The sequence below is a fragment of the Bacteroidota bacterium genome, from assembly GCA_020402865.1.
GTDB lineage: Bacteria > Bacteroidota > Bacteroidia > Palsa-965 > Palsa-965.
On the sequence record JADBYT010000026.1, the window covers coordinates 148,045 to 163,390 of the forward strand.

11 protein-coding genes are annotated in these 15,346 nt (G+C 48.9%); 4 read left to right on the forward strand and 7 right to left on the reverse strand.

What is annotated here, in order from left to right; translation table 11 throughout:
- The first annotated feature begins 53 nt into the window (after positions 1-53).
- The gene (locus IM638_16760) at positions 54-2,711 is read left to right on the forward strand and encodes an AAA family ATPase (protein MCA6364688.1); all 2,658 of its coding nucleotides are present in this window, start codon (positions 54-56) and stop codon (positions 2,709-2,711) included.
- A gap of 99 nt (positions 2,712-2,810) precedes the next feature.
- Entirely contained in the window at positions 2,811-3,371 is a 561-nt protein-coding gene (locus IM638_16765; protein ID MCA6364689.1) for a hypothetical protein, read from the forward strand.
- A 136-nt stretch (positions 3,372-3,507) separates the two neighbouring features.
- On the opposite strand, the gene IM638_16770 is transcribed toward IM638_16765, so the two are convergent.
- The 5 genes from IM638_16770 to IM638_16790 form a co-directional block, all read right to left on the reverse strand.
- Positions 3,508-4,461: a sterol desaturase family protein gene (locus IM638_16770; protein ID MCA6364690.1), complete on the reverse strand. Its 954-nt coding sequence runs from the start codon at positions 4,459-4,461 to the stop codon at positions 3,508-3,510.
- 406 nt (positions 4,462-4,867) lie between these two features.
- On the reverse strand, positions 4,868-5,326 hold the full coding sequence (locus IM638_16775; GenBank protein MCA6364691.1) for a hypothetical protein: 459 nt from the start codon (positions 5,324-5,326) through the stop codon (positions 4,868-4,870).
- Between the two features lie 71 nt (positions 5,327-5,397).
- The gene (locus IM638_16780; GenBank protein ID MCA6364692.1) at positions 5,398-7,575 is read right to left on the reverse strand and encodes a T9SS type A sorting domain-containing protein; all 2,178 of its coding nucleotides are present in this window, start codon (positions 7,573-7,575) and stop codon (positions 5,398-5,400) included.
- Between the two features lie 138 nt (positions 7,576-7,713).
- On the reverse strand, positions 7,714-8,946 hold the full coding sequence (locus IM638_16785; protein ID MCA6364693.1) for an NADP-dependent isocitrate dehydrogenase: 1,233 nt from the start codon (positions 8,944-8,946) through the stop codon (positions 7,714-7,716).
- 131 nt (positions 8,947-9,077) lie between these two features.
- Positions 9,078-10,889 carry a DNA polymerase III subunit gamma/tau gene (locus tag IM638_16790; GenBank protein ID MCA6364694.1) on the reverse strand — a complete coding sequence of 604 codons (1,812 nt, stop codon included), beginning with the start codon at positions 10,887-10,889 and terminating at the stop codon, positions 9,078-9,080.
- A 229-nt stretch (positions 10,890-11,118) separates the two neighbouring features.
- Between IM638_16790 and IM638_16795 the strand changes: the two genes are divergently transcribed.
- Together IM638_16795 and IM638_16800 are read left to right on the forward strand one after the other, a co-directional pair.
- On the forward strand, positions 11,119-13,170 hold the full coding sequence (locus IM638_16795; protein ID MCA6364695.1) for a T9SS type A sorting domain-containing protein: 2,052 nt from the start codon (positions 11,119-11,121) through the stop codon (positions 13,168-13,170).
- Positions 13,171-13,237: 67 nt separating this feature from the next.
- The gene (locus IM638_16800; GenBank protein ID MCA6364696.1) at positions 13,238-14,074 is read left to right on the forward strand and encodes a hypothetical protein; all 837 of its coding nucleotides are present in this window, start codon (positions 13,238-13,240) and stop codon (positions 14,072-14,074) included.
- On the opposite strand, the gene IM638_16805 is transcribed toward IM638_16800, so the two are convergent.
- Positions 14,075-14,419, reverse strand: coding sequence for a carboxymuconolactone decarboxylase family protein (locus tag IM638_16805; GenBank protein ID MCA6364697.1), 345 nt, complete (start codon positions 14,417-14,419; stop codon positions 14,075-14,077).
- A 47-nt stretch (positions 14,420-14,466) separates the two neighbouring features.
- The gene (tatC, locus tag IM638_16810; protein ID MCA6364698.1) at positions 14,467-15,300 is read right to left on the reverse strand and encodes a twin-arginine translocase subunit TatC; all 834 of its coding nucleotides are present in this window, start codon (positions 15,298-15,300) and stop codon (positions 14,467-14,469) included.
- Between the last annotated feature and the right edge of the window lie 46 nt (positions 15,301-15,346).

The following is a 15,346-nucleotide window of genomic DNA, read 5'->3' on the forward strand; positions in this document are numbered from 1 at the left end:
ACGTATTTTAGTAACCCTTTTGCCCCAAACGGCATCAGCAGCACGAAAATACTATGAGCACCGATCAGCCCATCCAACCCTCCCGTTTCTATAAATTCCGCGACCTCCGTTCATTCTCGTCCGACGAGTGGATGGTAAATTCGAGCAAGAAATACCGCAAGGTATTCGACCGTGCAGAAACCTCTTACCTGCGTGTGGAATTTTCCTTCTTTAATAAATTGTTTGATGAAGAAGCCTGGTCGTGTACGGTGTGGATCAAATGCTTTGAAATGATGCCTGATGGCACACGCCGCGAAATATGCAACCTCGATACAAAGCGCGAAGTGAAACCCGATGAAAACATTGTGTATGTGCGCGATGGCTGGGGAAATGCTACCGAAGGGAATTACTGGAAAAAAGGCGAATACCTTTGGGAAGCGTGGATTGATGATGTGAAACTTGGCGAAACCACGGTGCATATTAATGATGTGGGACGTGTGACACCGGCTTTCAATCCGTATTTCAATACTGCCGAACTTAAACTCTATCCCGGCGATTTTAACGGCTGGGAAAAACAGGAACGCACTTATCTCAAAACATTCCGCCGCGATACCACGCAGTATGTGTGGGTGGAATACAAACTGCAAAATAAAACCAACCTGCCCTGGCATTACGAACTCATTTTTAATTTCTACGACGATGCCGGCCAGCACAAAGGACAGGTAACCCGCAACGGTTTTGTGCCCGAAAACAAACTCGATACCAGCTATATTTTTGATGTAGGCTGGGGCAATGATGTGGCCGGATCATGGAAAGATGAGAAGTACAGTGTGGAAGTGCTGTTTATGGATACACTGGTGGCTACCGCTATTTTTAACGTGGGAGCAACCGAAGAAGCGGGTTTGCCCGAACTCATTCTCGGTTCCGACAAGCTGGTGAAAGCCGGTGGCGAATCGTCGGCAACGCCCGCCGGAACGACTACTGCACCCGGTGAGAAACCGCTCGACGAATTGCTCAAGGAACTTGACGGTCTCATTGGTCTTACCAATGTGAAGAAGAATATTCACGATCATATCAGTTACCTCAACTTCCTCAAGATCCGTAAGGAGAAAGGCTTTGTGGAGAACACCGGTATTTCGCTGCACAGTGTGTTTACCGGAAATCCAGGCACCGGAAAAACCACCGTGGTAAATATGCTTGGCGCTATTTACAAGCAAATGGGTTTGCTTTCGAAAGGGCATGTGCGCGAAGTGGATCGTGCGGATCTTGTGGGTGAATACATCGGGCAAACGGCCCCGCGTACACGCAAAATGATTGATGAAGCACGCGGTGGTATTCTGTTTATTGATGAAGCCTATTCGCTGGCGCGCGCGGGCGACGATTCGAAAGATTTCGGGAAAGAAGTAATTGAACTTCTGCTCAAGGAAATGAGCGACGGGCCGGGCGATATTGCCATTATGGTGGCCGGTTACCCGAAAGAAATGGATGTGTTTATTGAGTCGAATCCCGGCCTGAAATCGCGCTTTAAGCATTATTATCATTTCGATGATTATTTGCCCGAAGAGCTTACCGAAATTGCCCTTTCGGCGGCCGACAAGCGTGGAATCAAACTCACGCCCGATGCACTCCGCTATCTCGAAGAGCAGTTCATTGAACTTTACCGCAACCGCGACGCAGCGTTCGGCAACGCCCGCACAGCAATTGGAATTATCGACGGGGCGAAAATGAACATGGCCCTGCGTCTGATGAAAGCGCACGATGTAAACGCGCTCAACGATGAGGAGCTTTCTACCATCACACATCCTGATTTACAGCCGCTCTTTGCGGGCAAAACAAGCCGCAATCCTGATCTGGGCATCAACGAAAAACTGCTGCGCGAAAGCCTCGACGAACTCAACCTGCTCACCGGCATGAACAACATCAAGGCCGAGGTAAACGAGCTGGTGAAGCTCACGCGTTTTTACCGCGAGTCGGGCAAAGATGTGCTCAACCGTTTCTCGCTGCACGGCGTGTTTACCGGCAATCCGGGCACCGGAAAAACCACGGTGGCCCGCATTCTTGCCAAAATATACAAAGCACTCGGCCTGCTCGAAAAAGGCCATCTGGTAGAAGTGGACCGGCAGGGCCTTGTGGCCAGCTATGTGGGCCAGACAGCCAACAAAACCCGCGAGCGTGTGGACGAAGCCATTGGCGGTTTGCTGTTTATTGATGAAGCCTACTCGCTTGGTGAAGGTGGTGCGGGCGATTTCGGCAAAGAGGCCATTGAAGTGGTGCTCAAACAAATGGAAGACCGCCGCGGCCAGTTTGCCGTAATTGTGGCCGGTTATCCTGATAATATGCACCGCTTCCTCGAAACAAACCCCGGCCTCAAATCGCGCTTCGACCGCCAGTACATCTTCCACGATTACTCGCCCGAAGAACTCTGGAGTATCGCCCAGATCATGCTCAACCGCGAAAATCTTGCACCTACCGACGAAGCGGCACAACACCTCAATGCCTATCTGCAGGAACTGCACAGCGGCCGCGATAAATATTTCGGCAACGCCCGCACCGTGCGTCAGGTAATTGAAGAAGCCGTGAAAAACCAGCATCTCCGCATGGCTTCACTCACCGCCACCGAGCGCACACCGGATGTGCTGCGCACACTGAATATAGAAGACGTGGCCGAGTTTAAACTGGGCGAAGCCGCTTCGCGGCAGCGTTCGTCGCTCGGCTTCAGGTACGGGAGCTGAGCTGATAATGCGTTTTGAGTGAACGTATTTTCGATTTGTAATGCGTTGAATTATATCAGCTAATTTCTTTTTGAAACTATTCAATAAATAGTGTGAACAATGAAAAAGTCTGATGTTTACGAAATAGCAGTTAAAATTTTCGGGATCTATTTCTTAGTCCGCTTTGTAGAACTGCTGAATGAGTTGATAGGCGTTCTGGTTATTTACAGCAATATCAATGAAGCTAATGAATTATTAGGAGGAAGCAATTCTGGATTGATGGAAGTGGGGACAATATTTATTACGAGTTTTTGTCATTTGTTTATCGGAATATTATTCGCGTGGCTGTTCATTGTCAGAACAAAGTTTGTAGTGAAACTGCTTTGCAGGGTATCTGATTATGAAGAAACAGTAACGTTTTCTTTTGAAAAGCGGATGCTTTTCGAAATTTCACTCGTCATTACAGGATTGCTGCTTATCGTATGGACATTGCCTGATCTTGTGTTTCAGATAGTGAACTATTTTGAAGCAAAAAAAGACAATATTATTCCCCAAAATGGTGAAAGCAGCTTCATTTACGCTTCGCTGATCAAGCTTTTATTTGGATTTGTAGCTGTGGTTTATGCGGGGACTGTTTCAAATGTCATTGCAAATAAAAATACTAAAACTGATTCCGAATAAATTTTGGACTGTTCGGGGATTTAACTAAGAAATCATGCAAGTTGTAGCCTGAAGAAGTATGCCCGGTTTTTGGCATGAAATGAAAGATGAACCAGTAAACCGATAGATTCACACCGGCTAATTCAGGTATCTGAAATTACTTTTTCCCCTTCGTTGTTTTCTCATTCTTCCCTTCCAGACTCGACTGCTTCTGCTTCCGTCCGAACAACACCTTAAACGGATGAAAAAACTGTCCCATAAACGAATCAGGCACATCATTGTCGGGAATACCCAGTACAGGTTTCAGCTTTTTATCTTTCGGTAAATAATACGACCCGAAAAGCTGATCCCAGATGGAAAGCGAAGAAGCATAATTTACACCGTATCGACCGGGAATGTTTTTGGCGTGATGCCAGTAATGGGTTTGAGGCGTTATGAAAATACGGTTGATGAAACCGAAGTCGATATCCACATTACAATGCGAGAAGAAGGTGAGGAAAAGGCCAATCCACATATAATACGCCACATACGATTGCCATTCTAAGCCAAGAAGCGAAAAAGGAATATAGAGTAACGGACTTAACACAAATTTTTCGCCCCAGTGAAAATGACGTGTGGACGCAAAGCCAAGCGTTTCCTGTGCGTGATGGATTTTGTGAAACTTCCACAAAAATTCAACCCGGTGAAGCAGCCAGTGACCAAAGAACTGGGCAAAATCAACCAGAATAAAGAACACAATAAACTCAAGCCATCTGGGTAAAGTAATGTCAACAAACGGGATGCTGCCACCAGCCGATTTTACAAGCGACTCAAAGCCCCAGCTAACCGCCGCAGTGAGTGCATAAAACCCGATACTGTAAAAGATTACATCAATAAACAGCACATAAAACAAATCCAGCAGAAAGTTCTTTCGCCCCACCGGACTGTATGGCTGTTTCTTGGGCAGTAGCAGTTCCAGCGTAAACGTAATGAGGCAGATCATGAGAATAATCCAGAACGGATTCATCAGATCGAATTGCTTCATCGACTGCAGAAAGTAATTCCAGAATACGCTGAAATTATCGACGAACACATCAACAATTGAAGGTGTAGTGTGGGCAGCTTCAGGCATGGAAATAGGATTAATTGCTTAAAGTTAACAAGTGTCCGATAATTTTTGCATTCTGTTTAACGAAATGGTGTGTGGGTGGCTGAGTTCATCGCAGCCACCGCAAACAATGCTTCCCCGGTGGCTGCGATGAACTCAGCCACCGCAAACAATGCTTCCTCCGGTGGCTGAGTTCATCGCAGCCACCGCAAACAAAGCTTCCCCCGGTGGCTGAGTTTATCGCAGCCACCGCAAACAAAGCTTCCCCCGGTGGCTGAGTTTATCGAAGTCACCGCAAACAATGCTTCCCCCGGTGGCTGAGTTCATCGCAGCCACCGCAAACAATGCGTCCCCCGGTGGCTGAGTTCATCGCGGCCACCGCAAACAATGCGTCCCCCGGTGGCTGAGTTTATCGAAGTCACCGGTTTACTTATTCACTCAGTCGTTTCAACAACTCAGCTTCCACGGCTTCCGGCAGCTGTGGCCCGCCTTTGGCGCTGATGAGCTGATAATCGGGGTTTGGACGATAGTGTGTTACATCCGTCTTGCGCTCTTTCACCAGAAAAATGCCGATGATGTCTTCCTTAGGAATTTCACTTCCCTCCGGCGCACGACGATCCACAATAAACACAAACCCGTTGGGTTGGGTTCCGGCTTCGGCAATTACATCGGTATCATTCACCATTACGTCGCGTACGGTTTCGTGCATGGCCAGCAGAAACTCCGGATTTACCGCCACATTTTCCTTCAGCGGCCCTTGCAGCGGGTCAATAAGTTTTCCGGCAAATGCTTTTTGCGAAAGCTGTGCAGGCATGTGTTCGCGGGCAAACGGCGTAAGCAGATACACCGAGGCATTGTTCTGTTCGAGCGTGAAAATGTGCAGTTGCATAGTGCCGCGATATTACAAAAAAGCGGCGGTCTGCATCATGCAAACCGCCGCCGAAATATCAGGGATAAATATTACTTCGTAATTACCACACGTACCGAAGCACTGCTTTCATTGCTGCTCAGCTGCATGGAGTAAATACCGGCACTGAGTTCGCCTGCATTTACAGCTACCGGCGTGCCGGCGGCTACATTATTGAGCTGAGTACTGAACACTTCGCGGCCGTTGATATCGAACAAACGCACCACAAGCACCGCAGCATCGCTGGCAGATACTACATTGAATGTGCCTGCCGACGGGTTGGGGAATACATTGAAGCTGTGTTCAATTACTTCATTCACACCCGAGCAGGGATCAACCGTGATGCTTGAGCTTGCCGAGTTTGAACAGCCTGTATTCGGATCAATGTAGGTGTAGGTAACGCTGTGAGTGCCGTTTCCGGCTGTGGCAGGAGTAAACAGGCTGCCCGAAATGCCGGGGCCAGAGTAAGTGCCACCCACCGGTATTCCGGGAGGACATTGAATTGCGGCATCATCAAAACAAATGGTGGTGGTGGTGAATGCAAACGTTACAGTGGGAATTGCATTAACAGTGAGGTTGATTGTGATGACGCTGTCGCAACCGTTGGCGTTGGGAATCGTATCGGTGTAGGTGCCCGATTGTGTGTACTGGTTACCACCCGGCGAAAGGAAGCTGCCACAGGCCGAAGCCGTGATGGTTGATGTGGTGGTGTTGCCAATGGTGAGGTTGAGTGTAATCACACTGTCGCAACCGGCTGCATTCGGAATGGTATCCATATACATACCTGAGCTTGTATAGATTGCTCCGCTGGGCGCTGTGTAAGAACCGGTGCAGGTTGAAGCCGTTACAGTTGCCGCTGAAGGCTGATTTACGGTAAGGTTGATCGTAATTACACTATCGCAGCCTGCTGCATTCGGAATGGTATCCATATACATGCCTGAAGCTGTGTAACTCATTCCGCCGGGCGAAGTGTAACTGCCGCAAACAACAGGAGAAACAGTTGCTGCCGATGGTTGATTTATTGTAAGGTTAATGGTTATCACACTGTCGCAACCTGCTGCATTCGGAATCGTGTCCATATACATGCCTGAGCTTGTATAAACAGCTCCGCTCGGTGCGGTGTAAGACGCGGCACATACACTGGGCGAAATTGCAGATGTACTGGGCGAATTAACCGTAAGGTTAATCGTGATGATGCTGTCGCAACCGGTTGAGTTTGCAATTGTATCTGTGTAAACGCCGGAAGTGGTGTATGTGTTTCCGTCGGGCGAAAGATAGCTGCCGCAGCTGGCAGGGCTGATAGAACTGGTGGTTACGTTACCTGCAATTACGTTTACAGTATCAGCACCAGACGCACAGGCACCGCTTGCAGTAAGTATATACTGCCCTGAAGTGGTGGTGGAAATAGAAGATGTGGTAGCACCGGTTGACCAAAGCAGGCTGGTGAAGGGCACGTTGAGAGAAAATGTGGCGGGCAGTGAACTGCAGGCCGTTTGATCAGGACCAAGTATGCCCGGTGTCATCGGGTTGTAAAGCTGGGCCACTTCGGCGGCAGTAAGTGCACGACTGTATAAACGAAACTCATCCATCAAACCTCCGGCAGGAGCGCCTATGTTGGCACTATAGCCCATTACTTTGAAAGGACCGGTGCCATTTAAAGTAAATGCACCTTGTGCTACTGTATTCACAAGCACACCGTTAACGTAAGCTTTTATGTTTGCCAAAGCCGGGTCATACACGAAGGTGGTCATGGTTGGTGTGGTAATAGCTGCTCCGTTTGCTAATACATCTGTCAAACCTGTTCCGCGTAATATCCAGTTATTAGGACCTGCAACGCCATTGGTAAAACAACGGAAGGAACTTGCCGACGCATCACCGAAAATATAAAAAAGTGTACTGGATGAACCGAAGTTTGCTGTACGAAAAGAAATAGTCCAGGCCGATGATGAAGTAATGCTGGTTACCCAGCCGGTATTCAGGTAATCTGTGGTTGATGATATACCTGAACCGATCAGTGCACCTTCACAAAGTGTGCCCGAACCACCTTGTGTTACAGTACCTTGAATTGTTGCCGTAGTGGTGCCCACGGGCGGTGCCGAAGCCAGGTTCGGAACATTTGTGCCGGAGCCGTTGAAGTTGTAGTACAGCACTTCGGGAGTAAGTTGTGCCGAAAGCGAAGCCGAAAGCAGGAGTGCAGCTCCGGCCAAGAGTTTGGTAAAGGTTTTTTTCATGGAGTGTGAGTTAAGGCGGGGGCCAATTTCGGTGTAAAGATAGAAAAGTACAGATAGCGTCAGATAAGCATTTATACGCAATAAATAAAAAGGTTGCCCGCTGAGGCAACCTTTTCTGAATGAGCTAATTGGAAACAATTAGTAGCCGAGTTTTTTCTTCAGGTTTTCATCCAGTACCGAAAGGAATTCTTCGGTGTACAGATAGTGCTCACCATGATTCACTTTGTTGCCGTGGATGCACACCGCAAGGTCTTTGGTCATTTTGCCGCTTTCTACGGTTTCCACGCACACTTCTTCGAGTGCTTTTGCAAAACGCATAAGCTCATCATTGCCATCGAGTTTGCCACGGAATTCCAGACCGCGTGTCCATGCATAAATAGATGCAATCGGGTTGGTTGAAGTGGGCTTGCCTGCCTGATGATCGCGGAAGTGACGGGTAACAGTGCCGTGAGCGGCTTCGGCTTCCATAATTTTGCCATCGGGGGTAACAAGTACGGAGGTCATCAGACCAAGTGAGCCAAAGCCCTGCGCCACGCTGTCGGACTGCACGTCGCCATCGTAGTTTTTGCAGGCCCAGACAAATTCGCCATGCCACTTGAGTGCTGAAGCCACCATGTCGTCGATCAGGCGGTGTTCGTACACAATGCCGGCAGCGGCAAATTTATCTTTGTATTCAGCTTCAAAAATTTCGGCGAAGATGTCTTTGAAACGTCCGTCGTATTTTTTGAGGATGGTGTTTTTTGTAGAGAGGTACACCGGCCATTTTTTCATCAGGCCCATGTTCAGACAAGAACGTGCAAAGCCGCGTATTGATTCTTCGGTGTTGTACATGGCCAGCGCCACACCATCGCCTTTAAAGTTGAATACCTCAAAGGTTTGCGGCTCGCCGCCGTCTTCGGGTGTAAAGGTGAGGGTGAGTTTGCCTTTGCCTTTAATTACAGTATCCGTAGCACGGTACTGATCGCCAAATGCGTGACGGCCAACAATGATCGGGGCAGTCCAGTTGGTCACAAGACGGGGTACGTTTGCGCATACAATGGGCTCGCGGAATACGGTGCCGTCGAGAATATTGCGGATAGTGCCGTTGGGCGATTTCCACATTTGTTTGAGACCAAACTCCTTTACACGGGCTTCGTCGGGCGTAATGGTGGCGCACTTGATACCCACGCTGTATTTCTTGATCGCCTCAGCCGCATCAATGGTTACCTGATCGTTGGTCGCATCACGGTGCTCCATACCGAGGTCGTAGTACTTAATGTCAATATCGAGGTAGGGCAGGATGAGTTTATCTTTGATAAACTTCCATATTACACGAGTCATTTCGTCGCCATCGAGTTCCACAACGGGATTGGCTACTTTGATCTTATTCATTGTATTGGTTTAGTGTTGAATGTGAGACGATTCAGGACGCGCAAAAATAATCATTCAGCTTGGCCTGCAAGCAGGAATGTGAAAGAAAGATGTGAATTGGTTGTAGTTTGCGTATTTACCCGAACCGGTGATTACATTTCAAGGTCAAGATCAAATTGCTGACGCAGTTTCTGCAGATCGGGATTGAGTTCGGCCAGGCGGCGGAATTTGTCTTGCGGGGTGTAAAGGCGTTGCTGGCCTTCTTCCTTGCTCAGTACAATATCAAGCGTAAAGTGATAATTATTGAGCTTCTGACGCAGGAAGGTCATCAGTTCGGTTTTGTCGGCTTCGAGATTTTCGAGGGCCGAGGCGTTGAACACGGTGTAGCGTACGCTCATTTCGCCCGTTTTTTCGGGGCGGTTCATGGTTACGGCGGCGTGGTCGTTGAATTTTCTGGCGGCTTTGAGCTGTTCGGCAAAGGCATTCCACGCGGCTTCCAGCTGTTCCTGATTAAACGGAGTAGCCGGTCGTTCCACAACGGGTGCGGTTTCGGTGCTCTGCGTGGTATTGTTTTGCTGTGGATTTGTAAAGCTGCTCAGGCTTCCGCCCGAAGGTTTGAGCGTGGTATTGCGACGAAGCTGGCCGGTAGAAACGGTTGCGGCGGGTGTTTGCTGGGGCGTGGCCGGCTGTTGCTGATTTTGTGGCTGCTGCTGTGTTACCGGCTGCTGCTGTTGCGTTTGCGCGGTATTTTGCGTTTGCGGGCCGGGTTGAGGCGTAACAGACGGCGTGGTATTTTGTGTAGCTGCCGGTAACGAAGCAGTGGCTTCGGCAGCGTCTGTTTCGATCAGCTGGTCATTTTTTTTTTCGGCGGCTCCGTTGAGCGCGCAAAGCTGCATGAGTGTAAACTCGACCAGCAGCCTGGGGTTTCGGGCACTTTTATAGCCCACATCGCAGCCGTTTACCAGCTTAAGTGCGCGCAGCAAAAACATGGTCTGGCAACGCGCGGCCTGATCGCGGTAACGTTCGCGTATGTTCTGGCCGGCTTCAAGCAGTTGCAATGTTTGCGGATCTTTGCACACCAGCAGGTTGCGCAGGTGTTCGGCCAGACCGGCAATAAAATTATGCCCGTCGAAACCGTTGGTAAGAATATCGTTAAAGATCAGCAGCGAGCCGGGAATATTATCGGCAAGCACGAAATCAGTTACGCGGAAGTAATAGTCGTAATCGAGCACATTGAGGTTTTCGATTACGGCCTTGTAGGTAAGGTTGTTGCCTGCAAAACTCACCACCTGGTCGAAAATCGAACAGGCATCGCGCAACGCACCGTCGGCCTTTTGGGCGATAATGTGCAGGGCATCGGGTTCGGCCTGTACGTTTTCGCTGCGCGCGATATAATCCAGATGCCCGGCAATATCATCAACCTGAATGCGGTTGAAGTTGAAAATCTGGCAGCGGGAAAGAATTGTAGGCAGAATTTTGTGCCGCTCGGTGGTAGCCAGAATAAAAATGGCATAACGTGGCGGCTCCTCAAGCGTTTTCAGAAATGCGTTAAACGCCGCTGCCGAGAGCATGTGCACCTCGTCGATGATATATACCTTATACTGCCCCATTTGCGGTGGCACCCGCACCTGATCTACCAGGTTGCGGATATCATCTACTGAGTTGTTGGAAGCAGCATCAAGCTCATATACGTTAAACGATTGCCCGGTATTGAACGAAGTGCATGATTCACACTGGTTGCAGGCTTCCGTTTCGGCGGTAAGGTTGGTGCAGTTGATGGTTTTAGCCAGAATACGGGCACAGGTAGTTTTACCCACACCGCGCGGACCACAAAACAAAAAAGCCTGTGCAAGATGGTTGTTGCGGATGGCGTTTTTGAGTGTGGTGGTTATGGAACTTTGCCCCACCACACTGTTAAACAGTGCAGGACGATATTTCCGGGCGGAGACAACAAAGTTTTCCATCAGGTACAAAGATAATCGCCCGGCAACGATTTCAGTACAACTCCTCCAAACTGCAGCCGGATTTCATTAACAATTGGCCGGTATGTTGTGAATAACCTAAAGAAATGGTACGCGAATTTTACCTGAATTGGTGGACAAAACAGGTTTTTTGTTTTTTCTGATCAATATTATACTATTTTTTGTCTAATTTAGAACTTTCCAAATTATCATCATCACACCAATAATTCACATGAAAAAAACTCTTACTCTGATCGGGGCTGTGGCTGTGTCACTTTCCCTGAGTGCACAGGTGTCGTTTAGCGATAACTTTGATGCACTCACAGCAGGCACTTACATCGGGCCCACTTCTTCTTACTGGACAACCTGGAGCGGCACTGAAGGTGGTGCTGAAGATGCACAGGCAAACAACACACAGGCGTTCAGCGCACCCAACTCAATTTATTTCTCTTCTACCAGCAACAACGGTGGCCCGCAGGATGTAATCCTCGATTTCGGCGGTCAGCACAATACCGGTCAGTTCAACATGAGCATGATGATGTATCTGGTGGCCAACAAAGGCGGTTATTTTAACTTTCAGGCCAACACCACGCCCGGTCAGCTCTGGGCGCTGGAGTGCTACATCAACGAGTCGGGTGCTTTTACCATGCAGAATACCGACGGACAGCTGCTCACCGGTACTTTCCCCACAGCAAGCTGGTTTGAGGTAGAATTCAACATCAACCTCAATACCAATACCTGGGAAGTACTCGTAAACAATACCAGTGCAGGCTCGTTTGCCAATACCGTAAACCAGATTGCCTCGATGGATATTTTTCCGGTAAACTCTACCACTTCCGGTGGTAACGGTCAGGCCGGCTTCTACATCGACGATGTGTCGTTTAGTCATACGCCTTACACCCTGCCTGCCCTCAACGGCGCTGCAATCAGCCTGAGCGGCTACACCGGTTTGGCTACCCAGCAGAAACAAGTTACGGCCACCATCCGCAACCTCGGCACCACTGCCATTACTTCGTTTGACCTTGCGCTCAACTATAACTCGGCTACCGTTAACCAAAGCGTTAGTTCGGTAAACATTGCTTCACTCGCTACCACTACCGTTACTTTCACCACACCCATTACACTTGCGGCCGGTAACCTGCCCCTGAGCGTAACCATTTCAAACGTAAACGGTCTGGGTGCTGATGGTGATCCCAGCGACGATGTAAAAACCGTACAGGTGAACCCGGTTATTCCGGCGGGCAACAGAATTGTAGTGGCCGAAGAAGGTACAGGCACATGGTGCCAGTGGTGCCCCCGTGGTGCCGTATTTATGGATTACATGGCTGAAAATTACCACGGTTTCTACGCAGGTATCGCCGTACACAATGGAGATCCGATGGTTAATACAGTTTATGATGCCGGTATCGGCGCGTTGATTGCCGGTTACCCGAGCGCATTGGTTGACCGTGGTACATCTATCGACCCTTCACAACTTGAAGCCAATTTCATTCAGCGTGTGGTAGTACCCGGCAATGCTGTACTTGTTAACGGTGCCACCTGGAATGCTACCAGCCGCCAGCTCGATGTTTCTGTAACTTACACCTTCACCGCAGCTGCTACCACAGCATGGAAAGTAGGTCTTGTACTTACCGAAGACAGCGTAACCGGCACCGGTTCGCAGTGGGCACAGTCAAACGCTTATGCCGGTGGCAACAACGGTGTAATGGGTGGTTTTGAATTGCTTCCCAACCCGGTTCCGGCCAGCCAGATGAACTACAATCACGTAGCCCGCGAAATCACGCCCGGCTTTGGTGGTCTTACCAATTCATTCAGCGCGGCTCCCGCTCCCGGCGATGTACGCACCTTCAACTTCTCGTATATCCTGCCCGCCGGCTGGGATACCAGCCAGATTCACCTTGTAGGTCTGCTTATCGACAACACAGGCCGCATCAATAACGGTTCTTATACCTCTATTGCAGAAGCCGTAGCCAACGGTTTTGTAGCAGGAACGCCTGTGAGCGGTGTGAGTGTAGAAGAACCCGGCGCACCTGATGCAGTGGTAAATCTTTACCCCAACCCCACAAACGGAAATACTTTCCTTACCCTTAACCTGATTCAGACTCAGGAAGTACAGGTAATTATTACCGACGTAACCGGCCGCACCGTGGCTGCCCGCAACTACGGCGAGCTTAACGGCGCATGGACACTGCCCGTAACTACCGAAGGCTTTGCCGCTGGTATCTACAACGTGCAGGTAATTACCGGCAACAACGTGGAAACAAAACGCCTTGTGGTAGAATAATCATCACTCAAGAATTAAAACGCGGATTCCGTACTTTCGGAGTCCGCGTTTTTTTATCGCGCAAAAAATGAACGCAGCAGTATTTCTCTTCCTCTTTTTAATGGCCGGTTTTACTGCACGCGCTACGGAGTGTGTGGACAAACAATTTGTGCATCCGCATATAGATTTTACACTTTGTCAGAACTACAGCAACTACAATGAAATACGCACCATGCATTACCAGATGCGGGCGGAGTTGCTGGAAAAATGGTGGGTGGAAGCGGTGCCGGCCACAAAGCGCGGGAAAGTGAAATTTACAATTAATGTGCTCGACTACGTGCTCACTTTCAACCATGTACAGATTGAGCGTTTCGGCGATAGTTGTTTGATAAGTGTTTCCGGCTTTGTATCGCTCGCGCAACTCGCATCATACATGAACTATTGCATATCACCCGGATTTAAACCGATGCCTTTCAACGGGTATCAGCCGCATCCGAACACCGACAGTTTGCGGAATGTGCGTGATAAGTTGTTGCGCAATTATTTCCCCGCATCCATCCAGAAATACATCAACGAAAAAAACAGACTTTGGATTGGCGGGCCGTATGCGCTTGTGTGTGGAGGTGACTCACTTTGGTACACTTGCAATAATGAGGTAATACGCGTAAAGGCAATATCAAATCTGCCGTTGCAGGTACAAGACCGCTGGCTGTTTTTTCAATCCGACCGTTTTTTTGTACTGGAGGGATGTAAGGTGTTGGTGGAAGAAAAGGTGAATGAAAATTTTGTACGGTATGAGGATTACCGCATTGAGGAATGGAATGGAGATATACGAATCGGGTATGGAAGTGATTTACATTACATCCTCTACAACTACGCCGAAAATTCATTTACCGAAGTAAGAAAAAATCCGGAACAGCGTTAGTTACTGCTTTCCTTCCAGCGCATCCCAAAACTCCACGGCTCGGCGTGTGTGCGGAATTACGATGGTGCCGCCCACGATATTGGCTACCGAGAAAATCTCAAACACTTCATCGCGCGTTACACCCATTTCGTAGCATTTGCCGAGGTGGTACTTCACGCAATCGTCGCAACGCAACACCATTGAAGCCACAAGGCCAAGCATTTCTTTGGTTTTCGACGAGAGTGCGCCATCCTGATAGGTGTTGGTATCAAGGTTAAACAGGCGTTTCAGTACCAGATTATCGGCACCGAGAATGCGCTCGTTCATGCGGGCGCGGTAGTCGTTGAAGTCGTTTACCAGATCCATTAGCAGCAGTATTTATTGGATGTAAAAGGTAATTCGGTACAGAAGAATTACGCATTCTTCATTTTCTTTTCCTGCCGTTTTACCACCAGAATACTGGCTTCAAACAGCACCCAGAGCGGTACGGCCACCAGCATTTGTGTAAACACATCGGTAGTGGGCGTAATTACGGCCGATACGATGAGCACCACAATAGCGGCAATGCGTCGGTTTTTGCTGAGAAAGCCGGAAGTGAGAATGCCGAAACGCGCAAGAAAATAGGCGGCAATGGGTAATTCGAAAACAATTCCCATTAACAAAACCAGCGTAGAGACAACAGACACGTAGGAGTCAAGGGTAAACTGAATTTTAATGGAAGGGTCAACCTTATAGCCACCAAGAAAATATACAGCCATTGGCGATACGATGAAGTAACTGAATGCCACACCGCAGAGGAAAAGTAACGAAGCATAGCCGATAAATCCCTTTGCGCCGCGTATTTCCTTCTCGCCTAGAGCTGGTTTAACAAAACGCCATAGTTCCCAAAGCAGATAGGGGAACCCAATTACAAGACCGGCTACAAAAGCCACCCACATGTGGCTTGTAAACTGATCGGTGAGGCCGGTACTCTGGAAAATAAAATCAAATTGTGTAAAGCAGAGCGAATCACCCATGTTGAAGCTTTGCGAAATTTTGCAGAGCAGCTGAAAGGTAATGAACTCCGGCTTGCTGGGTCCCATTACAATTTTGCCAAAAAGAATTTCGGGGAACGCAAAGGCCACGCCGGCAAAAGTAAATATGACTAATGCCGCGCGCACCAGATGCCAGCGCAGTGCACTGAGGTGGCCCATAAACGACATTTCTGCCGCGCCTGATTCTTTCTTTTTGCCAAATAATGCAGCCATCGGATCGGGCGCAAAGATAGCGGTTTTGACGTGTTCCGCTAACTGC

Bases quoted from the DNA above. Each gene is read 5' to 3' on its own strand.
- IM638_16780 (MCA6364692.1), bottom strand. From the start codon at position 7,575: ATGAAAAAAACCTTTACCAAACTCTTGGCCGGAGCTGCACTCCTGCTT.
- IM638_16790 (MCA6364694.1), bottom strand. From the start codon at position 10,889: ATGGAAAACTTTGTTGTCTCCGCCCGGAAATATCGTCCTGCACTGTTT.
- IM638_16775 (MCA6364691.1), bottom strand. From the start codon at position 5,326: ATGCAACTGCACATTTTCACGCTCGAACAGAACAATGCCTCGGTGTAT.
- IM638_16805 (MCA6364697.1), bottom strand. From the start codon at position 14,419: ATGGATCTGGTAAACGACTTCAACGACTACCGCGCCCGCATGAACGAG.
- IM638_16795 (MCA6364695.1), top strand. From the start codon at position 11,119: ATGAAAAAAACTCTTACTCTGATCGGGGCTGTGGCTGTGTCACTTTCC.
- IM638_16760 (MCA6364688.1), top strand. From the start codon at position 54: ATGAGCACCGATCAGCCCATCCAACCCTCCCGTTTCTATAAATTCCGC.
- IM638_16765 (MCA6364689.1), top strand. From the start codon at position 2,811: ATGAAAAAGTCTGATGTTTACGAAATAGCAGTTAAAATTTTCGGGATC.
- IM638_16785 (MCA6364693.1), bottom strand. From the start codon at position 8,946: ATGAATAAGATCAAAGTAGCCAATCCCGTTGTGGAACTCGATGGCGAC.
- tatC (MCA6364698.1), bottom strand. From the start codon at position 15,300: ATGGCTGCATTATTTGGCAAAAAGAAAGAATCAGGCGCGGCAGAAATG.
- IM638_16800 (MCA6364696.1), top strand. From the start codon at position 13,238: ATGAACGCAGCAGTATTTCTCTTCCTCTTTTTAATGGCCGGTTTTACT.
- IM638_16770 (MCA6364690.1), bottom strand. From the start codon at position 4,461: ATGCCTGAAGCTGCCCACACTACACCTTCAATTGTTGATGTGTTCGTC.